The organism is Streptomyces sp. BK239, assembly GCF_004217285.1.
Lineage (GTDB): Bacteria > Actinomycetota > Actinomycetes > Streptomycetales > Streptomycetaceae > Streptomyces.
Genome location: NZ_SHKS01000009.1, coordinates 71,512 through 94,283 on the forward strand (window position 1 = coordinate 71,512; position 22,772 = coordinate 94,283).

General features: G+C 70.2%; 20 protein-coding genes and 1 riboswitch. Of the genes, 12 read left to right on the forward strand and 8 right to left on the reverse strand.

Annotated features, from left to right (window positions below; translation table 11 throughout):
* Positions 1-28: 28 nt before the first annotated feature.
* The 3 genes from EV567_RS24390 (at position 29) to EV567_RS24400 (ending at position 2,122) form a co-directional block, all read left to right on the forward strand.
* Positions 29-289: a UBP-type zinc finger domain-containing protein gene (locus tag EV567_RS24390; RefSeq protein WP_130443646.1), complete on the forward strand. Its 261-nt coding sequence runs from the start codon at positions 29-31 to the stop codon at positions 287-289.
* 307 nt (positions 290-596) lie between these two features.
* Entirely contained in the window at positions 597-1,010 is a 414-nt protein-coding gene (locus EV567_RS24395) for an anti-sigma regulatory factor (protein ID WP_004925829.1), read from the forward strand.
* On the forward strand, positions 1,007-2,122 hold the full coding sequence (locus EV567_RS24400) for an RNA polymerase sigma factor SigF (protein WP_130443648.1): 1,116 nt from the start codon (positions 1,007-1,009) through the stop codon (positions 2,120-2,122). The genes EV567_RS24395 and EV567_RS24400 overlap by 4 nt, the downstream gene beginning before the upstream one ends.
* 5 nt (positions 2,123-2,127) lie before the next feature.
* Here EV567_RS24400 and EV567_RS24405 read toward each other — a convergent pair whose 3' ends face one another.
* On the reverse strand, positions 2,128-2,586 hold the full coding sequence (locus tag EV567_RS24405) for a hypothetical protein (RefSeq protein WP_130443650.1): 459 nt from the start codon (positions 2,584-2,586) through the stop codon (positions 2,128-2,130).
* Between the two features lie 115 nt (positions 2,587-2,701).
* Between EV567_RS24405 and EV567_RS24410 the strand changes: the two genes are divergently transcribed.
* Complete coding sequence (locus tag EV567_RS24410) at positions 2,702-3,670, forward strand: diacylglycerol kinase family protein (protein WP_130443652.1); 969 nt, start codon at positions 2,702-2,704, stop codon at positions 3,668-3,670.
* A gap of 321 nt (positions 3,671-3,991) precedes the next feature.
* Positions 3,992-4,249, forward strand: a complete 258-nt coding sequence (locus EV567_RS24415; protein WP_003992873.1) for a WhiB family transcriptional regulator — start codon at positions 3,992-3,994, stop codon at positions 4,247-4,249.
* A gap of 231 nt (positions 4,250-4,480) precedes the next feature.
* Here EV567_RS24415 and EV567_RS24420 read toward each other — a convergent pair whose 3' ends face one another.
* Positions 4,481-5,956: a PAS domain-containing sensor histidine kinase gene (locus tag EV567_RS24420; protein WP_207228845.1), complete on the reverse strand. Its 1,476-nt coding sequence runs from the start codon at positions 5,954-5,956 to the stop codon at positions 4,481-4,483.
* Between the two features lie 394 nt (positions 5,957-6,350).
* Here EV567_RS24420 and nagB point away from each other — a divergent pair, with 394 nt between their 5' ends.
* Positions 6,351-7,136, forward strand: coding sequence for a glucosamine-6-phosphate deaminase (gene nagB / locus EV567_RS24425; protein WP_130443654.1), 786 nt, complete (start codon positions 6,351-6,353; stop codon positions 7,134-7,136).
* A gap of 13 nt (positions 7,137-7,149) precedes the next feature.
* Here nagB and EV567_RS24430 read toward each other — a convergent pair whose 3' ends face one another.
* The 4 genes from EV567_RS24430 to EV567_RS24445 form a co-directional block, all read right to left on the reverse strand.
* The gene (locus EV567_RS24430) at positions 7,150-8,646 is read right to left on the reverse strand and encodes a glycoside hydrolase family 3 protein (protein ID WP_130443656.1); all 1,497 of its coding nucleotides are present in this window, start codon (positions 8,644-8,646) and stop codon (positions 7,150-7,152) included.
* A gap of 7 nt (positions 8,647-8,653) precedes the next feature.
* Positions 8,654-9,511: a carbohydrate ABC transporter permease gene (locus EV567_RS24435; protein ID WP_407071617.1), complete on the reverse strand. Its 858-nt coding sequence runs from the start codon at positions 9,509-9,511 to the stop codon at positions 8,654-8,656.
* Complete coding sequence (locus EV567_RS24440; protein WP_130443658.1) at positions 9,508-10,494, reverse strand: carbohydrate ABC transporter permease; 987 nt, start codon at positions 10,492-10,494, stop codon at positions 9,508-9,510. Before EV567_RS24440 ends, EV567_RS24435 begins: the two co-directional genes overlap by 4 nt.
* Positions 10,495-10,576: 82 nt before the next feature.
* Positions 10,577-11,857 carry an extracellular solute-binding protein gene (locus EV567_RS24445; RefSeq protein WP_130443660.1) on the reverse strand — a complete coding sequence of 427 codons (1,281 nt, stop codon included), beginning with the start codon at positions 11,855-11,857 and terminating at the stop codon, positions 10,577-10,579.
* Positions 11,858-12,212: 355 nt separating this feature from the next.
* Between EV567_RS24445 and EV567_RS24450 the strand changes: the two genes are divergently transcribed.
* The 6 genes from EV567_RS24450 (at position 12,213) to EV567_RS24480 (ending at position 20,023) form a co-directional block, all read left to right on the forward strand.
* On the forward strand, positions 12,213-12,977 hold the full coding sequence (locus tag EV567_RS24450; protein WP_130443662.1) for a GntR family transcriptional regulator: 765 nt from the start codon (positions 12,213-12,215) through the stop codon (positions 12,975-12,977).
* 122 nt (positions 12,978-13,099) lie between these two features.
* Positions 13,100-13,375: a DUF3311 domain-containing protein gene (locus tag EV567_RS24455; RefSeq protein ID WP_130443663.1), complete on the forward strand. Its 276-nt coding sequence runs from the start codon at positions 13,100-13,102 to the stop codon at positions 13,373-13,375.
* Positions 13,372-15,000, forward strand: coding sequence for a monocarboxylate uptake permease MctP (gene mctP / locus EV567_RS24460; protein ID WP_130443665.1), 1,629 nt, complete (start codon positions 13,372-13,374; stop codon positions 14,998-15,000). Before EV567_RS24455 ends, mctP begins: the two co-directional genes overlap by 4 nt.
* A gap of 166 nt (positions 15,001-15,166) precedes the next feature.
* A riboswitch (cobalamin riboswitch) is annotated at positions 15,167-15,304 on the forward strand.
* 120 nt (positions 15,305-15,424) lie between these two features.
* Positions 15,425-17,815, forward strand: coding sequence for a ribonucleoside-diphosphate reductase subunit alpha (locus EV567_RS24465; protein ID WP_130443667.1), 2,391 nt, complete (start codon positions 15,425-15,427; stop codon positions 17,813-17,815).
* The gene (locus tag EV567_RS24470; protein ID WP_130443669.1) at positions 17,815-18,822 is read left to right on the forward strand and encodes a ribonucleotide-diphosphate reductase subunit beta; all 1,008 of its coding nucleotides are present in this window, start codon (positions 17,815-17,817) and stop codon (positions 18,820-18,822) included. Before EV567_RS24465 ends, EV567_RS24470 begins: the two co-directional genes overlap by 1 nt.
* 238 nt (positions 18,823-19,060) lie before the next feature.
* On the forward strand, positions 19,061-20,023 hold the full coding sequence (locus tag EV567_RS24480; protein WP_130443673.1) for a GlxA family transcriptional regulator: 963 nt from the start codon (positions 19,061-19,063) through the stop codon (positions 20,021-20,023).
* Positions 20,024-20,062: 39 nt separating this feature from the next.
* Here the strand turns inward: EV567_RS24480 and EV567_RS24485 are convergent, their stop codons facing one another.
* Positions 20,063-21,469, reverse strand: a complete 1,407-nt coding sequence (locus tag EV567_RS24485) for a cytochrome P450 (protein ID WP_130443674.1) — start codon at positions 21,467-21,469, stop codon at positions 20,063-20,065.
* Positions 21,466-22,563: an epi-isozizaene synthase gene (gene cyc1, locus EV567_RS24490; RefSeq protein ID WP_130443676.1), complete on the reverse strand. Its 1,098-nt coding sequence runs from the start codon at positions 22,561-22,563 to the stop codon at positions 21,466-21,468. Before cyc1 ends, EV567_RS24485 begins: the two co-directional genes overlap by 4 nt.
* Between the last annotated feature and the right edge of the window lie 209 nt (positions 22,564-22,772).

Consider the following 22,772-nt stretch of genomic DNA (forward strand, 5'->3'; position numbering starts at 1 on the left):
CCCGCGCGCGCGTCGTAACCTGGCAATCATGAAACAGTGCACGCACGCCGACGCGCTGCCGCACCCCCCACCGGACCCGCTCGGCGAGACCTGTCCGGAGTGCCTGCGCAACGGCACCCACCCGGTGCAGTTGCGGCTGTGCCTGACGTGCGGGCACGTCGGTTGCTGCGACTCCTCGCCGGGCCGCCACGCGACGGAGCACCACAAGGAGTCGGGCCACCCGATCATGCGGACGTTCGAACCGGGTGAGAACTGGCGCTGGTGCTTCGTCGACCACGTCCTCGTGTGAGCGCCGCATGCTCGGCGAACCTCGCAGGTCGTGGCCCGAACCGCCCCCCGGCGGCCGGGCCGTCCAGCGGGTACGGTTCGAGCATCTGACGCATGGGTACGTCAACCCGGCGCGCCCTGTTCCCATTTGGGCCGGACAGACCCCTAGACACGGAGCGTGTTCACAGGTTTACTGTGAGTGACGCCATGGGGTTGGGGTCCCGGGACAGGAGACTTGAGAGCGCGATAGCGTCACCGCTGCACCACACACGCGTTACCCGGGGGGTGACCCTCGGCCCTGAAAAGCTTGTACCACCTTGGAGGTGAGGGTGTCCCAGATCGCAGGCGAGCCCGCGACCCAGGACTTCGTGGAAGTCCGGCTGCCGGCTGCGGGTGCCTACCTGTCGGTGCTGCGGACGGCCACGGCCGGCCTCGCGGCCCGTTTGGACTTCACCCTGGACGAGATCGAGGACCTGCGCATCGCGGTGGACGAGGCGTGCGCGATCCTGCTCCAGCAGGCCGTGCCGGGTTCCGTCCTCAGCTGTGTCTTCCGCCTGGTCGACGACTCACTGGAGGTCACCGTCTCGGCCCCGACCACGGACGGCCACGCCCCCTCGCGTGACACCTTCGCCTGGACCGTGCTGTCCGCCCTCGCGGGCAAGGTCTCCTCCGCCGTGGACGAGGACAAGACCGTTTCGATCAGCCTCTACAAACAACGCGGCGCGGGACCCGGGCCGGCGTGAGGAACGGGGACGGGCCGGTGCGGGACGAAGAGCGCGGCACACGGGGGCTGCCTGCCGAGGGCGCCGGGGCGCCTCTCTCCTCGGACGCCTCCCGGCGCATGGGCGTCGACGGCATTCCCGAGCAGGCGCGGCCGCATCCGGAGGACGACCAGGCCTCCGTGGGGGCCGGCCTGGCGGGCGGCGCCGTGCAGGAGCCGTCTCGGGAGAGGCGGATCGGGGGTACCCCCGGCCGGGCTGAGACAAAGGCTCGACAGAGGGCGACGGGCGGGACGATGAGCGAGCACGAGCGAGACGACGAACAGGGCGTGCCAGGCGCGCGGCACGAGCCTCAGCGCCGCGAGCCCCACCAGCGCGAGCCGCAGGACCGCAGCGGCGCGCGGGCGCTCTTCGTCGAGCTGCGCGGACTGAAGGACGGCAGCCCCGAGTACGCGGAGCTGCGCAACCGGCTGGTCCGCATGCACCTGCCGCTCGTCGAGCACCTCGCCCGCCGCTTCCGCAACCGCGGCGAGCCGCTGGACGACCTCACGCAGGTCGCCACCATCGGCCTGATCAAGTCGGTCGACCGCTTCGACCCGGACCGCGGTGTGGAGTTCTCCACGTACGCGACCCCGACGGTGGTCGGCGAGATCAAGCGGCACTTCCGCGACAAGGGCTGGGCGGTGCGGGTGCCGCGCCGGCTCCAGGAGCTGCGCCTCGCGCTGACGACGGCGACCGCCGAGCTGTCGCAGCTGCACGGCCGCTCCCCCACCGTCCACGAGCTGGCCGAGAAGCTGGCGATCTCGGAGGAGGAGGTGCTGGAGGGCCTGGAGTCCGCCAACGCCTACTCCACGCTGTCGCTGGACGTCCCCGACACCGACGACGAGTCCCCGGCGGTCGCCGACACGCTCGGCGCGGAGGACGAGGCGCTGGAGGGCGTGGAGTACCGGGAGTCGCTGAAGCCGCTCCTGGAGGACCTCCCGCCCCGCGAGAAGCGGATCCTGCTGCTGCGCTTCTTCGGGAACATGACGCAGTCGCAGATCGCGCAGGAGGTCGGCATCTCGCAGATGCACGTCTCGCGCCTGCTGGCGCGCACACTGGCCCAGCTGCGGGAGAAGCTCCTCGTCGAGGAGTGAGGAGGCTACTTCTCCTCGTCGCCGCCACCGGCGTTCTTGCCGGGCCCCCGGATCCCGAGGGCCCGGGTCGTCTCGGGGTTGACGAGCAGGACGAGAGCGGAGACGGCGACGACGGCGAGGGCGATGCCCGCCGGGATCGCCATGCTCTCGGCCTGGAGCAGGTTGTAGGCGACGGGCAGCGCCAGGATCTGCGTGATCACGGCCGGGCCCCGGCTCCAGCCCCGGCGGCCCAGCAGCCCGCGGGCGGCCAGCAGCGGCAGCAGCGCGAGCACCGCCAGCGTCACCCCGCCGGTGACGGCCTGGCTCCGGTCGTCGGGATCGCCGGCCACCCCGAGGACGAGGATCCACACCCCGCCGACGAGCAGCGCCAATCCCTCCAGGGCGACGAGGCCGGCGACATACGTCAGACGACGCGGGCGCGGGCCTGCGGTTTCCGGCACGACGGGCTTCTGCTCACCACTCACCCCCGAAGCGTATCCGCGGCGGACCCGGGCCGGTGGTGAGGGTCACGGCGGGAACTCTCACCGAACCCTTGATCGGCCTGTGCCCCGGTACCACCCAGTAGGTACGCTGCGGACCATGCGTGCACTTCTCGTCGTCAATCCGGCTGCAACGACCACCAGTGCACGGACGCGTGACGTCCTCATCCACGCGCTCGCCAGCGAGATGAAACTCGACGCCGTCACCACCGAGTACCGCGGGCACGCCCGGGATCTCGGACGGCAGGCGGCGCGCAGCGAGGACATAGACATGGTCGTCGCCCTGGGCGGCGACGGCACGATCAACGAAGTGGTCAACGGCCTGCTGCACGACGGGCCCGCCCCCGAGCGCCTGCCCGGCCTCGCCGTGGTCCCCGGTGGCTCCACCAACGTCTTCGCCCGCGCCCTCGGCCTGCCCAACGACCCGGTGGAGGCCACCGGCGTACTGCTGGACGCGCTGCGCGAGGGCAGGGAGCGCACGGTCGGCCTGGGCCTGACCTCCGGCACCCCGGGTACCGAGGACGAGGCGGTGCCGGCCCGCTGGTTCACCTTCAACGCCGGGCTCGGATTCGACGCCGGGGTCGTGGGCCGTGTGGAACAGCACCGCGAACGCGGCAAGAAATCCACACACGCTCTTTACGTGCGCCAGGCCATGCGCCAGCTTCTCGGTGAACCGCAGCGCCGGCACGGCACGATCACTCTGGAACGGCCGGGCGCGGACCCGGTGACCGATTTGGTGCTGTCCATCGTGTGCAACACGGCTCCGTGGACCTATCTGGGCAATCGCCCGGTGTACGCGTCGCCTAAGGCTTCGTTCGACAGCGGGCTCGACGTATTCGGTCTCAGCCGTCTGTCCACCGCCGCGGTTGTCCGGTATGGCACCCAGTTGCTCACTTCGTCCCCCGAGCGGGGCCCCCATGGCAAGCACGCTGTCTCATTGCACGATCTGGACCGCTTCACCTTGCATTCGAAGGTCCCTCTGCCCCTCCAGATGGACGGTGACCACCTGGGGCTGCGAACCAGCGTGACGTTCACAGGCGTACGCCGTGCACTGCGTGTGATTGTGTGAGCAGAACTGGCTAAAGTCCTTTCACTCGAACGTTTAGGCCAGGATCCACCCCATGGAAGTACGGCTGTGACCTAGTCGACACCGAGGAATCAAAAAAAACTTTCCGGAAGGGGTTGTATCCGCCGCTGAGGTTTGCGAGTCTCTACGTGGCGATCGGGACAGCCCGCAACACCGGCATCCACTGATCACCGGAACCCCTCTACAAACACCAGGACCCACGCCAGGGAAACCCGGCTGGTGGCCCTTCACTTGTTGAGGGATTCGTGAAAGCGTTCACATTCACAAGCAACCTGCACGTAATACCAAGGAGAGGTAGCAGCCATGGACTGGCGTCACAACGCCGTTTGCCGCGAGGAAGACCCCGAGCTGTTCTTCCCCATCGGCAACACCGGTCCTGCGCTGCTGCAGATCGAGGAAGCCAAGGCCGTCTGCCGTCGCTGCCCCGTTATCGAGCAGTGTCTGCAGTGGGCGCTCGAGTCCGGTCAGGACTCCGGCGTCTGGGGTGGTCTCAGCGAGGACGAGCGCCGTGCCATGAAGCGCCGCGCCGCCCGCAACCGGGCCCGTCAGGCCTCCGCCTGACAACACCCGCCCCGCACAGCCTGAGCTTGGCGGCGCGTACACCGCGTACGCTTCTCCCGCCCCCGAGCCGCAGCGCGCAGTACCCCCGATGCGCAGCACAAGCTGGCAACGAGCATTCGAGCCCCGGACCCCTGAACGGTCCGGGGCTTCTTGCTGTGCACGGCCAGTGCGCTCAGGGCGCTCACATTCCGTCAGCAGCTCCCGCACAGGCGGGAGTTCACCCCGGGCAGCTCACTTCTGCGCCCGCACCGGGATGTCCAGGATCACCCGCGTGCCGCGCTCCGGCGCCGGGACCATGTCGAAGGCGCCGCCCAACTCCCCCTCCACCAGCGTCCGCACGATCTGCAGGCCGAGGTTGCCCGAGGTGTGCGGGTCGAACCCGGCGGGCAGGCCCACGCCGTCGTCCTGGACGGTGACCAGGAGGCGGGCCTCCTTGGTGGTGCCGCCGCGCACCGCGGCGACCTCGACCGTGCCGGTCTCGCCCTCGCGGAAGCCGTGCTCCAGGGCGTTCTGGAGGATCTCGGTGAGCACCATGGACAGGGGGGTGGCGACCTCCGCGTCCAGGATGCCGAAGCGCCCGGTGCGCCGGCCGACGACCTTGCCCGGGGAGATCTCCGCGACCATCGCGAGGACGCGGTCGGCGATCTCGTCGAACTCCACGCGCTCGTCCAGGTTCTGGGACAGCGTCTCGTGGACGATGGCGATCGAGCCGACGCGGCGGACCGCTTCCTCCAGGGCCTCCCTTCCCCGCTCCGACTCGATGCGCCGGGCCTGGAGCCGCAACAGGGCCGCGACCGTCTGGAGGTTGTTCTTCACCCGGTGGTGGATCTCCCGGATGGTCGCGTCCTTGGTGATCAACTCGCGTTCGCGCCGGCGCAGTTCGGTGACGTCCCGGAGCAGGACCAGTGAACCGATGCGGGTGCCCTTGGGCTTGAGGGGGATCGCGCGGAACTGGATGACGCCGTCATGGGCCTCGATCTCGAACTCGCGGGGCGCCCAGCCGCTGGCCACCTTGGCGAGCGCCTCGTCCACGGGGCCGTGGGTGGGGGCGAGTTCGGCGGTGGTCCGGCCGAGGTGCTGGCCGACCAGGTCGGAGGCGAGCCCCATCCGGTGGTAGGCGGAGAGCGCGTTCGGGGAGGCGTACTGGACGATGCCGTCGGCGTCCAGGCGGATCAGTCCGTCGCCGACGCGGGGCGCGGCGTCCATGTCCATCTGCTGGTCGGGGAAGGGGAACGCGCCGGCCGCGATCATCTGGGCGAGGTCGGAGGCGCTCTGGAGGTAGGTGAGCTCCAGCCGGCTCGGGGTGCGCACGGTGAGCAGGTTGGTGTTGCGGGCGATGACGCCGAGGACGCGGCCGTCGCGCCGGACGGGGATCGACTCGACGCGGACGGGGACCTCCTCGCGCCACTCCGGGTCGCCCTCGCGCACGATCCGGCCCTCGTCGAGGGCGGCGTCCAGCAGGGGGCGGCGGCCCCGGGGGACGAGGTGGCCGACCATGTCGTCCTGGTAGGAGGTGGGGCCGGTGTTGGGGCGCATCTGGGCGACGGAGACGTAGCGGGTGCCGTCGCGGGTGGGGACCCACAGGACCAGGTCGGCGAAGGAGAGGTCGGAGAGCAGCTGCCACTCCGAGACCAGCAGGTGGAGCCACTCGAGGTCGGAGTCGTCGAGTGCGGTGTGCTGGCGTACGAGTTCGTTCATGGAGGGCACGTGTGCGAGCGTACCCGCGGTGGTGGAGGGCCCGGAAAACACCCGCGGGCCGCGGCGCCTGAGAGGGACCCTCAACCCTCCCGGCACCGCAGCCCGGAGCAATATCGGCCGCTGGGGTGTGCGGTCCCGGTCGGCCGAAGGTGAGGATCCGGGGCAGTCAGGGCAGAGAGCTCCGGTCCTCGGTCCGCCTTCCTGTGCGGGGAAGGCGGAAGCTGTGGCAATGGTGTGCCCACCCCGCAGCCTAGCCTGTGCGGGTTCCCGAGCGGGCCGGATGGGCGGGGCAATTTCTCCGGACGCACACCTCGCGGCCGTGTCGCGCGGCCCACCCCTCTGATAAATTGGTCTAAACCACATGCCACACCACGTCAGATCTCCCCAGAACGGCAGGCCCAGCGTGGAAGTAGTCATCGTTCCGGACGCCGCCTCGGGCGGCGAGCTCATCGCCGAGGCCATGGCGCGACTCCTGCGGCGCAAGCCCGACGCCCTGCTGGGCGTGGCCACCGGTTCCACCCCCCTCCCGGTCTACCAGGCGTTGACGGCGAAGGTGCGCGCGGGAGCCGTGGACGTCTCGCGGGCCCGGATCGCCCAGCTCGACGAGTACGTGGGGCTGCCCGCCGAGCACCCGGAGTCCTACCGTTCGGTGGTGCGCCGGGAGGTGCTGGAACCGCTCGGCATCGAGATGGACGCGTTCCTCGGCCCCGACGGCACGGCCGAGGACGTGCCGGGGGCGTGCGAGGCCTACGACCGGGCGCTCGCCGAGGCCGGCGGGGTCGATCTGCAGTTGCTCGGGATCGGCACCGACGGGCACATCGGCTTCAACGAGCCGTGCTCCTCGCTGGCCTCGCGCACCCGGATCAAGACGCTGACCCAGCAGACCCGGATCGACAACGCGCGCTTCTTCGGCGGCGACGTCGAGCAGGTTCCGCACCATGTGATCACCCAGGGCATCGGGACGATCCTGGAGGCACGGCATCTGGTGCTGCTGGCCACGGGCGAGGGCAAGGCGGACGCGGTGGCGGCGACCGTCGAGGGCCCGCTCGCGGCGGTCTGCCCGGCCTCCGCGCTGCAACTCCACCCGCACGCCACGGTGGTCGCGGACGAGGCCGCGGCGTCGAAGCTGAAGCTGGCGGACTACTTCCGCCACACCTACGCCGACAAGCCGTCCTGGCAGGGGATCTGACCCTGCCGCCCGGTCACCGCGGGCCCGTCAGGGCCTCGGCGGCCGCCTGGGCGCACACCCTCGCCGCTCCGTGGGTGGCCACGTGGAGGGCTCCTCGCGGCGGGGACTGGGGCACGCCCATCTCCACCACGATCGTGTCCGGGCGGGCGGCCAGAAGGGCGTCCAGGGCCTTCGCCATCCAGGGGTGGCGGTGCTCGTCGCGTACCACCGCGACGATCCGGCGCTCCCCCGCCGCCGCCGACGCCGCCTGCCCCGCGTCCTCGCCGGTGAAGCCGCCCGTCCGGGTGCCGGGCAGCAGCCGGGCCAGTTCCGCGGCCAGGCCCCAGGGCGTCTCGTCGCCGACGGCGATGTTGGCGACCGGGGTGAGGGCGGCGACGTAGGGGGCCTCGGTGAGCGGGGTGAAGCCCTCCGCCCCGGTGACGCGGAGCGCGCGGCGGGCCGCGTCCAGGCCGACGCCGGCGCGCGCCACCTCCCGCGGGGACGGGGGCAAGGCCCGCGCCGAAGCCGTCCAGCGGGCCAGCGCCCGCACCCGTTCCGCCGCGTCCGCGAGGCGTTCCTCGGGCAGTTCGCCCGTACGGACGGCCGTGACGAGGGCGTCGCGCAGGCGTCGTACCGTCGCGTCGTCGGCGAGGCCGCCGCCCACGCAGATCGCGTCCGCGCCGGCCGCGACCGCGAGGACGCTGCCGCGCTCGATGCCGTACGTCGCGGCGACGGCCCGCATCTCCATGCCGTCGGTGACGATCAGGCCGTCGTAGCCGAGTTCGCCGCGCAGCAGATCGGTCAGGACGCGCCGGGACAGTGTCGCCGGGCGGTCCGGGTCCAGGGCGGGGACGAGGATGTGGGCGCTCATCACGGCCCGGCTGCCCGCGGCGACGGCCGCGTGGAAGGGGGCGAGCTCACGCCCGGCCAGCACCTCGGGGGCGGCGTCGACGCGGGGCAGGGCCAGGTGGGAGTCGACGGCCGTGTCACCGTGGCCGGGGAAGTGCTTGGCGCAGGCGGCGACGCCCGCGGACTGCAGGCCGGTGACATAGGCGGAGGTGTGCCGGGCGACCAGGTCGGGGTCGGCGCCGAAGGAGCGGACCCCGATGACCGGGTTGCGGGGGTCGGAGTTCACGTCCGCCGACGGGGCCCAGTTGAGGGTGACTCCGCACTCGGCGAGCCGGCGGCCGAGCTCCCGGGCCACCTCCCGGGTCAGTTCCACGTCGTCCACCGTGCCCAGCGCGAGGTTGCCGGGGAAGCTGGAGCCGGTCCGCACTTCCAGGCGGGTGACGTCACCGCCCTCCTCGTCGATCGCGACGATCACGTCCTCGCGTTCGGCGCGCAACCGCGCGGTCAGCGAGGCCAGTTGCCCGGGCGAGGCGACGTTGCGGCCGAACAGGCCGACCGAGGCGAGGCCTTCGCCGAGGCGGCGGAGCAGCCAGTCGGGGGCGGTGGTCCCGGGGAAGCCGGGCTGCAGGACGGTGAGCGCGTCCCGGGTGAGGGCGTCGGTGCCGCTCGTGAGTGTCGTCATCGGGGCGTCATCCCTTCACGGCGCCCGCGGTCAGACCCGCGGCCATCTTCCGCTGGACGAGGAGGAACAGGACGACGATGGGTACGGCCATCATGGTGGCGCCGGCCATCATCGGGGCGTACTCGGTGCCGTGCTTGGTGGTGAAGTTGCCGAGCCAGACGGTCGCGGTCTGGTTCTTCTGGCTGAGGAGCATCAGGGCGTAGAGGTACTCGTTCCAGGCCTGGATGAAGGCGTAGACCGAGGTGGCGACCATGCCGGGGGCGAGCAGCGGGAAGACGACGCGCAGGAAGGCGCCGGTGCGGGAGCAGCCGTCGACCATCGCGGCCTCCTCCAGCTCCTTGGGGATGTTGACGATGAAGCCGCGCAGCGTCCACACGGTGAACGGCAGGACGAAGGTCAGGTAGGTGACGACCAGGCCGGTCAGCCGGTCGTACTGGCCGAGGTCGTTCAGCAGCAGGAAGACCGGGATGATCATGGCGACCAGCGGGATCGTCTGCACGGCGAGGATGCCGACGATCACGATCTTGCGGCCCCGGAAGGCGAACCGCGAGAGGGCGAGGGCGGCCAGCGTGCCGACGACGACGCCGATGGCGACGACGGCCAGCGAGACGGCCAGGCTGCGGCCGACCGGTCCCCAGAAGTCGGAGATGTCCAGCGCCCGGCCGAAGTTGGCGAGCGTCAGCCCGGTCGGCAGCAGGCTCGGGTCGGGGTCGATGGCGTCCTTGGCGGGCTTGAACGCCGTGTTGAGCATCCAGTAGACGGGGAAGCCGGCGACGACGAAGACCAGCAGGCCGAGGAGGTTCCAGCCGAGCCTGGACTTGTGGCGCGCGGCGGCGGGCGCGCGCACGTTGCTGATGCCGCTCACTCGACCTCTCCGATCTTCAGCATCTGGCGCATGTACACGGCGACCACGCCGAGCAGGAGCAGCACGGTGATCAGGGCGATCGCCGAGCCCTGTCCGTAGTCGTTGACGACGAAGGCGCGGTCGTAGGAGTAGGTCGTCAGGATCTGGAACTCGGGCTCGGGGTGGCCGCCGCGCATCACGAACACCTGGGGGAAGACGCCCATGTCCCAGATGACCGACAGCGTCGTGAGCATCACGAGGACCGGCTTGAGGACGGGCAGGGTGACGTACCGCAGGACGCCCCAGGAGCCGGCGCCGTCCAGCCGTGCCGCCTCCTCCAGTTCCCTGGGGACCTGGGTGAGGCCGGCGCCGAGCGTGATCACCACGAAGGGGACGGCTCCCCAGACCACCAGGAGCATGATGACGGCGAGTCCCTGCGGGCCGCTCGCGAACCAGTTGTGGCCGACGAGGTCGACGCCGGGGAGTTCGCTGAGGAGCGCGTTGAGGATGCCGTAGTCGGTGTCGAAGAGCCATTTGAAGACGGTGGTGGCGACGATGACGGGCATGCCCCAGCTCGCCACCAGGGCGATGTGGACCAGCGTCCGCACCCAGCCGGAGACCCGCTGGAGCAGCAGCGCGATCAGCATGCCGACGCCCATGGTGAGGATCACGCAGCCGGTCGCGAAGACGGTCGTGCGCAGGACGACCGTCCAGAACTCGCCGTCGCCCAGCACCCCGGCGAAGTTGTCGAAGCCGACCGACTCGGCCGGCTGGAAGCCCCAGAGCTGGGACTGGCCGAACTTCTGGAAGGAGAGGGTGACCAGCCGGATCAGCGGATAGCCCATCACCAGCAGCAGGACCAGCAGACAGGGTGCGAGCAGCAGCCAGGGGGCGCCGGCGGTGGCGGGTGTCCGCCGCGCGCGCGGGCGCCGTGGCGCGGGCGGTGGCGGCGCCGGTCTGGGCGGCGGCGCCTTGGCGGTGGTGGTCGTGTCTGCGGCACTCATCGGCGCGCTCCTCAGCGGTCCCTCGGTCGTACTGAGGCGGGGCCCCGCCCGCTGCCCGGCGGCGGGGCCCCGCTCTCGCCGGTCACTTCGTGTTGATGACCTTGTCGATGGCGGCGTCCGCCTCCTTCGCGGCCTCCTGGACCGTCTTCTTGCCGGTGCCGATGCTCTGGAGCATGGTCTGGAGGATCTGGGCCTTCTCGACCTGGCCCCAGCCGGGGGCCATCGGGACGAACCAGTTGGACTCGGCGGCGGTGGCCGGGACCGCCGTGGCCGCGTCGTTCTTCAGCGTGGCGAGGTCGGTCTTGTTGTTGGGCAGGTTGCCCTTGGCCATCAGGCCCTTCTGGCCGGCGGGTCCGGTGAAGGCGTTGATCCACTCGGTGGCGAGGGCCCGCGCGTCGGACTTCACGGGCACGGCGAGGTCGGAGCCGCCCAGGAAGACGGGGAGGTTCTTACCCGAAGGACCGGGCATCACGAAGTTCTCGAGGTTGCCCTTGAGCTTGCCGCTCTTGTCGTTCTCGGGTGCCTCCGCGGTCGCGCCCTCCCAGGCCGCGCCGAAGATCATGCCGGACTTGCCCTGGCCGTAGACGATGTAGCGGTCGGACTCGTCCTTGGTCTTGTCGCCGTGCATGTACCTGTCGACGACGTTCTTGAACTCGGTGAGGCCCTTGACGGACTCGGGTGAGGACAGGTTCGCCTTCCACTCGCCGCCCGACTCGACGGCGATCGAGCCGCCGGCGTCGTAGACGAAGGACATGGCGGCGTACCAGTCGCGGGTGGGCTGGTACCAGGCGCTGAACTTGCCGCCCTCCTTCTTCTGGAGTTTGTCCAGGGCGGCGGTCAGCTCGGCGTAGGTCCTGGGGGCGGCCTTGACTCCGGCGGAGGCGAAGAGGTCCTTGCGCCAGTTGCCGACGCGGCCGCCGGCGTAGTACGGGACGCCGTAGGTCTTGCCCTCGTAGGAGACCGAGGCCTTGAGGCCGTCCAGCCAGGCGGAGGAGTTGTCGAACGCGGAGGCGTCGAGCGGGGCGAAGGCTCCCTTGACCATGTAGCCGAGCATCTCGGTGTTGCCCATCTCGACCACGTCGGGGGCCTTGTCGGTGGCGAGGACCGCGTCGAGCTTGGCGTTCTTGTCGGGCCAGCCGTAGTACTCGTGGGTGATCTTCACACCGGGGTGCTTCTTCGCCACGGCGGCGTCGGCGGCCTTCACCAGGTCCGGCCAGTTGTTCTGGGCGTCGACCGTGAGCCAGACCGTCAGTTCGCCGGCCTCGGATCCCTTGTCCGCCCCGCTGTCCTTGCCGTCCCCGCACGCCGCGACGGAGACCGTCATGCCCGCGATGCAGATCGCGGCTGCCAGCTTGCGCTTCACGCCACCCTCCTCAGGGATGCTGCGAACCCCCCTGCCTCCCGTGGTGAACGTGGGGCCGGGACCTGGACCAATGGTGTAGACCAGTGCGCCGAGCCTGGCGCAGGCCCACAGCGGTGTCAAGGGTGGCGGAAAAGCGTTTGACCAGCCGTTATTGGACCTACATATGAAGGAACCTTTAAGTAAGAAGCCCTCGAAAACACGGCCCGCGTGGCATGCTGAGCCGCTAGACCACTTGCCGTATGGACTAGACCAGCAAGGGTCGCGACGGTATACAGAGGGATCACGGATCGACGCGGCGCGCGGCGCGGCGTCGCCGCATCAGATGCGACCCGCATCCGGAGCCGGAAGGCAGGCCATGAGCACCGACGTCAGCAGTGCGGAGAACGAGGGTGGGGCGACCGTCCGCACCGCGCGCGTGCCCAAGTACTACCGCCTGAAGAAGCACCTGCTCGACATGACGCAGACGCAGGAGCCCGGCACGCCGGTGCCGCCCGAGCGGACGCTCGCGGCCGAGTTCGACACCTCGCGCACGACCGTGCGCCAGGCCCTGCAGGAACTGGTCGTCGAGGGCCGGCTGGAGCGCATCCAGGGCAAGGGCACGTTCGTCGCCAAGCCCAAGGTCTCCCAGGCGCTCCAACTCACCTCCTACACCGAGGACATGCGCGCCCAGGGGCTCGAACCCACCTCGCAGCTCCTCGACCTCGGCTACATCACCGCCGACGACACCCTCGCCGGCCTGCTCGACATCACCGCGGGCGGGCGCGTGCTGCGCATCGAGCGGCTGCGCATGGCCAACGGCGAGCCGATGGCGATCGAGACGACCCACCTGAGCGCGAAGCGTTTCCCGGCCCTGCGCCGCTCGCTCGTGAAGTACACGTCCCTGTACACCGCGCTCGCCGAGGTCTACGACGTCCGTCTCGCCGAGGCCGAGGAGACCATCGAGACCTCCCTCGCCACACCGCGCGAGGCCGGTCTGCTCGGCACCGACGTCGGGCTGCCCATGCTGATGCTCTCCCGGCACTCCCTGGACAAGGAGGGCGAACCGGTGGAATGGGTGCGCTCGGTGTACCGGGGGGACCGCTACAAGTTCGTCGCACGGCTGAAGCGGCCGCAGGACTGATCGCGGGCGCCGCGGGAAGACTGGGACCGATATCCGGACGGGGTCTTCCGCTGGGCTTTATCCGTCACCTACATTGCCTGCGCGTTTGCACAGGTGATCAACAAGGGGACGGAGTGGCCTGAATGTCGGAAGCCCCAGAGGTGTCGAGAGGTCCGGTGGTGACGCCCGTGCGCGTCGTCATCGGTCTCTGCTTGTTCGCGCCCTTCGTGGCGATGCTGTGGGTCGGTTCGTACGCCGAGGTGGAACCGGCGGTCGCGGGGATCCCCTTCTTCTACTGGTACCAGATGCTGTGGGTGCTGATCTCCACCGCGCTCACGATGACCGCGTACAAGCTGTGGCAGCGTGACCAGCGCTCCCGTGGCGCCGGCGGGAGCCGGGACGGGGGTGCGGCGAAGTGAACGACGGCGTGAACGGCGTCGCGCTCGCCGTCTTCATCTTCTTCTTCCTGGCCGTCACGGTCCTGGGCTTCCTGGCCGCGCGCTGGCGCAAGGCCGAGAACGAGCACAGCCTCGACGAATGGGGCCTGGGCGGCCGGTCGTTCGGAACCTGGGTCACCTGGTTCCTGCTGGGCGGCGACCTGTACACCGCGTACACCTTCGTCGCCGTCCCGGCGGCGATCTACGCGGCGGGCGCGGCGGGCTTCTTCGCGGTGCCCTACACGATCCTGGTGTACCCGCTGATCTTCACCTTCCTGCCGCGGCTGTGGTCGGTGTCCCACAAGCACGGGTACGTGACGACCTCGGACTTCGTGCGCGGCCGCTTCGGCTCGAAGGGACTGTCGCTGGCGGTCGCCCTGACCGGCATCCTCGCCACGATGCCCTACATCGCGCTCCAACTCGTCGGCATCCAGGCCGTGCTGGACGTGATGGGCGTCGGCGGCGGCGAGGACACCAACTGGTTCGTCAAGGACCTGCCGCTGCTGATCGCGTTCGGCGTGCTCGCCGCGTACACCTACTCCTCGGGACTGCGGGCCCCGGCGCTCATCGCGTTCGTGAAGGACACGCTGATCTACATCGTCATCGCGGTGGCGATCATCTACATCCCGATCAAACTCGGCGGTTTCGACGAGGTGTTCGCCAAGGCGGGCGACGCGTTCAGCCAGACCAACCCCACAACAGGCAAGCCGCGCGGGGCCCTGGTGCCGGCCGAGGCGGGCCAGTGGACGTACGCCACGCTGGCCCTCGGCTCCGCGCTGGCGCTGTTCATGTACCCACACTCGATCACCGCGACGCTGTCCTCGCGCAGCCGTGAGGTGATCCGGCGCAACACCACGATCCTGCCGCTGTACTCCCTGATGCTGGGGCTGCTCGCGCTGCTGGGCTTCATGGCCATCGCGGCCGGCGTCAAGGTCACCAACGGGCAGCTGGCGATCCCGCAGTTGTTCGAGAACATGTTCCCCGACTGGTTCGCGGGCGTGGCCTTCGCGGCGATCGGCATCGGCGCGCTGGTCCCGGCGGCGATCATGTCGATCGCGGCGGCGAACCTGTTCACCCGCAACATCTACAAGGACTTCATCAAGCCGGACGCCACACCGAAGGAGGAGACGCGGGTCTCCAAGATCGTGTCCCTGCTGGTGAAGGTGGGCGCGCTGGTCTTCGTCCTCACCATGGACAAGACGGTCGCCATCAACTTCCAGCTGCTGGGCGGCATCTGGATCCTGCAGACCTTCCCGGCCCTGGTCGGCGGTCTGTTCACCCGCTGGTTCCACCGGTGGGCGCTGCTCGCCGGCTGGGCGGTGGGCATGGTCTACGGCACCTTCGCCGCGTACGGCGTCGCCTCCCCGACGCAGAAGCACTTCGGCGGCTCCGCCAAGGAGATCCCCGGCATCGGCGAGATCGGCTACATCGGTCTGACGGCGTTCGTGCTCAACGTCGTCGTCACGGTGGTCCTGACGTTCGTCCTGAAGGCCGTGAAGGCCCCCGACGGCGTCGACGAGACGTCCCCGGCGGACTACACGGCGGACGCGGGCGACCCGGGCGTACAGGTGGAGCTCCCGCCGGCGACGGCGGGTACCAGCCACTGACGCGGGGCGAGCGCCCCCGCCCCCGGCGCCGCTGCCGGAGCGGGGGCGCTCGCCTTCTCCGGCCCCGCCGGAATCCGCCCGCCACCTGGACCGGATCACTCTCCTCACCTGCCGGCTGACGCTCTGGAGCCGCCACGACACAACATCTGGGGGTGGCGTGGCGGGCGAGCACAAGATGTATGCTCGTGCTCGCTGTCGCCGCAGGGGAATCCGGTGCGAATCCGGAACTGTCCCGCAACGGTGTACTCGTGCCTCACCGCACGCCAGTCCAGTCCGAGGACCTGCCGACAGCGCGTCCGGCCCATCCGGTCCGGACGCCCGACGTCCGGGCCTCGCGGAGTGGGCCGGTGGACGCGACGCCGTGCGCGCTCGTGTGCTGCCTCCTGCCCTCCGCCAGGCCCCGCCGAGCGAGGGAGAGCCCCACGTGACCATCGCGCCAGCCGGTCCGGCTTCAGCAGTCACCCCCGTGGAGGACGACGGTCCCGGTGCCGCACTGCTGCGGACCCTGACCGAGCTGACCGCCGACCTGCCCGCCGCCGACCCCGGACGGGTCGCCGCCGCCGCGCTGCGCGGCCGCTCCGCCCGGGGCAGCCACGAGGAGGTCCTCGCGGAGCTGCGCGAACTGGCCACGGAGGCCGCCGCGGGCCTGATCTCCGAGGACCCCGCCTACTCCCGGCTGGCCGCCCGGCTGCTGACCGTCGGCATCCGCGCGGAGGCCGCCTCCCAGGGCGTCACCTCGTTCACCGAGTCCATCGCCGTGGGCCACCGCGAGGGCCTCATCGCCGACCGCACCGCCGAGTTCGCCCGCCTCCACGGCCGCCGCCTCGACGCGCTGGTCGACACGGAGGCCGACGACCGCTTCGGCTACTTCGGGCTGCGCACCCTGCACAGCCGCTACCTGCTGCGCCACCCGATCACCCGCAAGGTCGTCGAGACGCCCCAGCACTTCCTGCTGCGCGTCGCCGCCGGGCTCGCCGAGGACGACACCCCCCGCTCGGTCGACGAAGTCGCCGCGCTGTACGGCCTGATGAGCCGCCTCGACTACCTGCCGTCCTCCCCCACCCTCTTCAACTCGGGTACGCGGCACCCCCAGATGTCGTCCTGCTACCTCCTCGACTCCCCGCTGGACGAGCTGGATTCCATCTACGACCGGTATCACCAGGTCGCCCGCCTCTCCAAGCACGCCGGCGGCATCGGGCTGTCGTACTCCCGCATCCGCTCACGGGGTTCGCTGATCCGCGGCACCAACGGCCACTCCAACGGCATCGTCCCGTTCCTGAAGACGCTGGACGCCTCGGTCGCCGCCGTGAACCAGGGCGGCCGGCGCAAGGGCGCGGCGGCGGTCTACCTGGAGACCTGGCACTCCGACATCGAGGAGTTCCTGGAGCTGCGGGACAACACCGGTGAGGACGCCCGCCGTACGCACAACCTCAACCTGGCGCACTGGATCCCGGACGAGTTCATGCGCCGCGTGAACGCGGACGCCGAGTGGTCGCTGTTCTCCCCCGCCGACGTGCCCGAGCTGGTCGACCTGTGGGGGGACGAGTTCGACGCCGCCTACCGCAAGGCCGAGGCGGACGGTCTGGCGAAGAAGACCATCCCGGCCCGTGAGCTGTACGGCCGGATGATGCGCACCCTCGCGCAGACCGGCAACGGGTGGATGACCTTCAAGGACGCCGCCAACCGCACCGCCAACCAGACGGCCGAGCCGGGGCACGTCGTGCACTCCTCCAACCTGTGCACGGAGATCCTGGAGGTCACCGACGACGGGGAGACCGCGGTCTGCAACCTGGGGTCGGTCAACCTGGGCGCGTTCGTCGACACGGCGACCGGCGACATCGACTGGGAGCGGCTGGACGGCACCGTCCGCACGGCGGTCACCTTCCTCGACCGCGTCGTCGACATCAACTTCTACCCCACCGAGCAGGCGGGCCGCTCCAACGCCCGCTGGCGCCCGGTGGGCCTGGGGGCGATGGGCCTCCAGGACGTCTTCTTCAAGCTGCGGCTGCCCTTCGACTCCCCCGAGGCCAAGGCGCTCTCCACGCGCATCGCCGAGCGGATCATGCTCGCCGCGTACGAGGCCTCCGCCGACCTCGCCGAGCGGAACGGCCCGCTGCCCGCCTGGGACAAGACCCGCGCCGCACGCGGGGTGCTGCACCCCGACCACTACGGCGTGGAGTTCACCTGGCCGGAGCGCTGGGCGGCCCTGCGCGAGCGGATCGCCTCCGTCGGCATGCGCAACTCCCTGCTGCTGGCCATCGCGCCGACCGCGACGATCGCCTCGATCGCGGGCGTCTACGAGTGCATCGAGCCGCAGGTGTCCAACCTGTTCAAGCGCGAGACGCTGTCCGGCGAGTTCCTCCAGGTCAACTCCTACCTGGTGCAGGACCTCAAGGCGCTGGGCGTCTGGGACGCCCGCACGCGTGAGGCGCTGCGCGAGTCGGGCGGCTCGGTACAGGACTTCGCGTGGATCCCGGCCGACGTGCGCGCCCTGTACCGCACGGCGTGGGAGATCCCGCAGCGCGGCCTGATCGACATGGCCGCCGCCCGCACCCCGTACCTGGACCAGGCGCAGTCGCTGAACCTGTTCCTGGAGACGCCGACGATCGGCAAGCTCTCCTCGATGTACGCGTACGCGTGGAAGTCGGGCCTGAAGACCACGTACTACCTGCGCTCGCGCCCGGCGACCCGTATCGCCCGCGCGGCCGGCTCCCAGGGCCTGCCCGCGAAGACCGTCCCCGTCCAGCAGACGCCCGCCGAAGAGGCCGTCGCCTGCTCCCTGGAAAACCCCGAGTCCTGCGAGGCCTGCCAGTGATGACCACCCAGAACCTTCTCGACCCCGGCTTCGAGCTGACTCTGCGCCCCATGCGCTACCCGGACTTCTACGAGCGCTACCGGGACGCCGTCAAGAACACCTGGACCGTGGAGGAGGTCGACCTCCACTCGGACGTGGCCGACCTCGCGAAGCTGTCGCCGGCCGAGCAGCACCTCATCGGCCGGCTGGTCGCCTTCTTCGCGACGGGCGACTCGATCGTGGCGAACAACCTGGTGCTGACGCTCTACAAGCACATCAACTCCCCGGAGGCGCGCCTGTACCTGTCGCGCCAGCTCTTCGAGGAGGCCGTGCACGTCCAGTTCTATCTGACGCTGCTGGACACCTACCTCCCCGACCCGGAGGACCGCGCGGCCGCCTTCGCGGCGGTGGAGAACATCCCCTCCATCCGGGAGAAGGCCGGGTTCTGCTTCAAGTGGATGGACTCGGTCGAGAAGCTGGACCGGCTGGAGACCCAGGCCGACCGCCGCCGCTTCCTGCTGAACCTGATCTGCTTCGCCGCGTGCATCGAGGGCCTGTTCTTCTACGGCGCCTTCGCGTACGTCTACTGGTTCCGCAGCCGGGGTCTGCTGCACGGTCTGGCCACCGGCACCAACTGGGTGTTCCGGGACGAGACCATGCACATGAGCTTCGCGTTCGACGTGGTGGACACGGTCCGCAAGGAGGAGCCGGAGCTCTTCGACGACGAGCTGGGGCAGCAGGTCACCGACATGCTGTCGGAGGCCGTCGAGGCCGAGCTGCAGTTCGCGCGCGACCTGTGCGGCGACGGCCTGCCGGGCATGAACACCGACTCGATGCGCCAGTACCTGGAGTGCGTCGCGGACCAGCGGCTGATCCGGCTCGGCTTCGCCCCGGTGTACGGCTCGGAGAACCCCTTCTCCTTCATGGAGCTCCAGGGCGTTCAGGAGCTGACCAACTTCTTCGAGCGCCGGGCCTCGGCGTACCAGGTGGCCGTGGAGGGCTCGGTCGACCTGAACGAAGACTTCTGAGCCTTCTGAGCCGTCCCCCTCAGCTGACGGTCGATCCGGCGTTCGTGGGCCAGTCCCACGAACGCCGGGCCCGCGAGGAGGAGGAACAGGACGAGGACCGGGAGGTAAGCGGTGAGTGCGTTCATGAGGTAAGCATCGTGCGCGGCTGACACTCCTGACAGTGGCAGGACTGCCGCATGACTTCGATTTCCTGCCACTTCCCGTCCCCTCCGGCCGGGTTCCGGGGCACACTGGCCGCATGCTGAAGAACGTGGCCGCGGTCCTCCTCGACGGTGTGCACCCCTTCGAACTCGGCGTGGTCTGCGAGGTGTTCGGCATCGACCGCAGCGACGACGGGCTGCCGGTCTACGACTTCGCGGTCGCCTCGGCCGAGGGGCCGACGCTGTCGACCCACGCGGGCTTCACCCTGCGCACCGAACACGGCCTGGAGCGGCTGGAGAGCGCCGACCTGATCGCCGTGCCGGCCGGGGACACCTACGCCGCCCGGGAGTTCCCGCCCGAGCTGCTCGACGCGCTGCGCCGGGCCGTCGACCGGGGCACCCGGGTGCTCAGCGTCTGCTCGGGCGCGTTCGTCCTGGCCGCGGCCGGGCTCCTGGACGGCCGGCGGTGCGCGGTGCACTGGCGGCACGCGGAGCAGCTGGCCCGGCAGTACCCGCGCACGGCCGTCGAGCCGGACGTGCTCTACGTCGACGACGACCCGGTCATCACCTCGGCCGGCACGGCCGCCGGCATCGACGCCTGTCTGCACATCGTGCGCAAGGAGCAGGGCCCCGAGGTCGCCAACGGGATCGCCCGCCGGATGGTCGTGCCGCCGCACCGGGACGGCGGCCAGGCCCAGTACATCGAACGGCCGCTGCCCCGTTCGTCCTGCGACACCGTCGGCGAGGTGCTGGTCTGGATGGAGCGGCACCTCGACGAGGACGTCACGGTCGAGCAGCTCGCGGCCCGCGCGCACATGTCGCCGCGCACCTTCGCCCGCCGCTTCCAGCAGGAGACCGGCACCACGCCCTACCGCTGGATCCTGCGACAGCGGGTGCTGCTCGCCCAGCGTCTGCTGGAGGCGACGGACGACACGGTCGACGCGATCGCCTGGCGCACCGGCTTCGGCACGGCGGCCGCGCTGCGGCACCAGTTCGTGCGGGCGCTGGGCACCACTCCCAACGCCTACCGGCGCACGTTCCGCGGGCCCGAGGCCGCCTGAGCGCACGCCGGTGGCTCGCGGACGGCCTCCGCGTGCCTTTCAGCGGGGCACGGCCCTCAGCCTGAGGCCCTGGGGACGCAGGGTGATGCCGACCCGGGGCTGAGGCCGGGACCCGGGGACCTGCTCGAACCGGAACGCCGTGGCGAGCGCCGCGGTGACCAGGGTGAGCAGGGCCATCGAGAAGTGGTCGCTGGGGCACTTGCGGTTGCCCACGCTGAACGGCCGCATCGCGTACTTGGGGATGTCCTTCGACCGCTGTGGAAGCCAGCGGTCGGGGTCGAACTCCTGGTGTCGCTCGTAGGAGCGCGGGTCGTGCTGGATCGCGTAGGGGCTGTACACGATGTCCGCCCCGGCCGGAATGCGATACCCGCCGAGTTCCGTGTCGGTGACCGCCCGCCGCGTCAGAATCCATACGGCCGGAAGCAAACGCATGGTCTCGACGACCACGTTGTTGGTGTGCGTCAGCTTGCGTACGTCGCCGAATGCGACCGGCCTGCCTCCGGTTACGGCGTGGACCTCCGCGCGTACTTTGTCCGCGTGTTCCGGATGGTCGGCGAGGACCAGCAGCAGGGACATGATCGTGGCAGCGATGGTTTCGCTGCCCGGGGTGAGTATCGCGACGACCTGGTCATGGATCTCCTGTTCCCCGATGGGGTCCCCATTGTCGTCCTTCGCTTCGAGCAATGCCGTCAGCAAATCGTCCGGCCTTTGACCGGATGCCCGGCGTTCGGCGATGATCTCGTCCACCAGGAGATGCAAATCGGCCAGGGCGCGGTTGAATTCGCGGTTGGCCGGAAGCGGCAGCCGGTACAGCGGCCCGAGGGGCACCACCATGCGGTGGTACATCCCTTCGAAGACGCTGGCGAGTGCCCCGCACAGCCGCTCGGCCCGCTCGTCCATGTAGTGCCCGTGCAGCAGACAGCGGGCGGCGACCCGCACCGCGACGCGGAAGGACTCCGAGGTGCAGTCGATCGTCTCGCCCGCGTCCCCGTCCCGCCAGCGCCGGGCCAGTTCGTGTGTCTCCTCCTCCATGACCGGCCCGTAGCCGGGGATGGCGTCGAGCCGGAACGCGGGTTGGATGGTGCGTCGCTGACGCCGGTGGAGCGGGCCGTTGGCGGTGGCCACGCCCTCCTTGCCGAGCAGGCCCTCCAGGGACTCCCACAGGGGACCGGCGATGATGTAGTCGGGGCTGAGGGCGAGGGCCCCGGTGAGGGCGGGCGCGGTGACGGCGTACACCGTCTTGGGGCCGAGTTTGAGGCGGACGACGTCGCCGTGGTCGCGCAGCCGGCTCATGAAGGCCAGCGGGTCGCGGGCGAGCCGCCAGCCGTGGCCGAGCAGCGGGACCCCGCCGCCCGCCAGCGGCGGCTCCGCCGGCGCCGGCGCGCCGTCCGTCCCGGGGGTCCCGGCCGTCTCCGGGGTTTCGTGTTTCATCGATTCGACGGTCATTTCTCACCTGCCGCTTCGTTGTTGACGTACGGGGGCGTGGACCGGTCGTCCCAGTTGTCGACCCGGTACCGGCCGGACTCGTGATGGAACCAGTAGACGGAACTGAACCAGTTGCGCATGTTTCCCAGACAGGCCAGGACGGTGACGCTCAATTCCTTCCCGTGAACCGTCCCGTCGGCGAGCCGATCGGCCAGGGACAGGACCTCGTGTTCGGCGGCGAGGAACTCGGACACGCATTCCTCGACGCGTCGCCTGAGTTCTTCAACCGCCTCTTCCAGAGTCAGCCCCTCATGGGTGATGAGACTGATCCCGAGATTGTGGACCTCATCTCCCGCTAATTCCTTGGGAAGTGAGCAGAGGTCGTTGTACCAGGCGGCGAATTCCTGACTCAACAGGGCGGCCCGGCGGAATGCGGGGTGTTTGCGCACCTGGTCCGGGAGTTCACGGCCCGCGGCGAGTTCCAGCAGGTCCGTCCAGATCCAGTGGGCGAAGGTGAGGCGGCGCAGCGCGAGATATTCTTCGACCGTGGGAACGCGCCCCTCGACGCGGTTGCCGAATTCCCGGTCGTACGCCTCGATCACGGTGTGGAAGTGCCGGGTGAACCGCGCGTTCCAGGTCTTCGGCAGGAAGGCGAAGAGCCGGCCCGCACTGTCCGCGAGTCCGGCGACCAGAGGGTCGTCGTCGTGCAGGTGACGGGCCGGGGAGTCCAGGGCGGCGTGCAGACGGACGCGTAACTTCCGCCAGGCGCCGGCCCGCTCGTGGACCACGTCGCGGTCGTGCCGGTCGTCCCAGACGAAGAACCAGGCGCTGTAGTCGGCGATGGCCTGGAGCGCCTCGTCACCGGCCCCGAGGTAGTAGCCCGCCATCAGATCCGTGTAGCACAGGCCGTCGGCATATTCCGCGACCTTGTCGGCCGGCATCAGCCGTTTTTCCAGCAACCATGTGCGCGTCTTCTCCTGCAGCCGAGGCCAATACGGATGCAGCCGCCGCGAAAACTCCGCCTCGACGACCGGGAGGGAGAGCGACGGCGGAACCGCGACGGCGGTCCCCGTCGCTGCGGTGCGGTTTGTGGTGCTGTATGGGAAAGCTGGCACGAACAACCCCTCTCAGCCGCCGGTGACGCACACCCCTCCCGCCGTGCCGGGCGTGCGCCGTTGCGTATCCCCGCACTCCCCATTCAGCACTACGACTGACCGCTCTGGGAACGGATTTGCTTCATTCACTCCCCCAACCTGCCGCGTATACGCCCCGGCGTGACTGGTTATGGATCAGTGGATGTGCATAAGCGATCGAACATCCGACG

What these genes read in the sequence shown, in the direction of transcription:
- EV567_RS24415 (WP_003992873.1), top strand. Translation starts at nt 3,992, where the DNA reads ATGGACTGGCGTCACAACGCCGTTTGCCGCGAGGAAGACCCCGAGCTG.
- EV567_RS24430 (WP_130443656.1), bottom strand. Translation starts at nt 8,646, where the DNA reads ATGACGACACTCACGAGCGGCACCGACGCCCTCACCCGGGACGCGCTC.
- EV567_RS24485 (WP_130443674.1), bottom strand. Translation starts at nt 21,469, where the DNA reads ATGACCGTCGAATCGATGAAACACGAAACCCCGGAGACGGCCGGGACC.
- EV567_RS24410 (WP_130443652.1), top strand. Translation starts at nt 2,702, where the DNA reads ATGCGTGCACTTCTCGTCGTCAATCCGGCTGCAACGACCACCAGTGCA.
- EV567_RS24470 (WP_130443669.1), top strand. Translation starts at nt 17,815, where the DNA reads ATGACCACCCAGAACCTTCTCGACCCCGGCTTCGAGCTGACTCTGCGC.
- EV567_RS24480 (WP_130443673.1), top strand. Translation starts at nt 19,061, where the DNA reads ATGCTGAAGAACGTGGCCGCGGTCCTCCTCGACGGTGTGCACCCCTTC.
- EV567_RS24440 (WP_130443658.1), bottom strand. Translation starts at nt 10,494, where the DNA reads ATGAGTGCCGCAGACACGACCACCACCGCCAAGGCGCCGCCGCCCAGA.
- EV567_RS24390 (WP_130443646.1), top strand. Translation starts at nt 29, where the DNA reads ATGAAACAGTGCACGCACGCCGACGCGCTGCCGCACCCCCCACCGGAC.
- EV567_RS24450 (WP_130443662.1), top strand. Translation starts at nt 12,213, where the DNA reads ATGAGCACCGACGTCAGCAGTGCGGAGAACGAGGGTGGGGCGACCGTC.
- EV567_RS24455 (WP_130443663.1), top strand. Translation starts at nt 13,100, where the DNA reads ATGTCGGAAGCCCCAGAGGTGTCGAGAGGTCCGGTGGTGACGCCCGTG.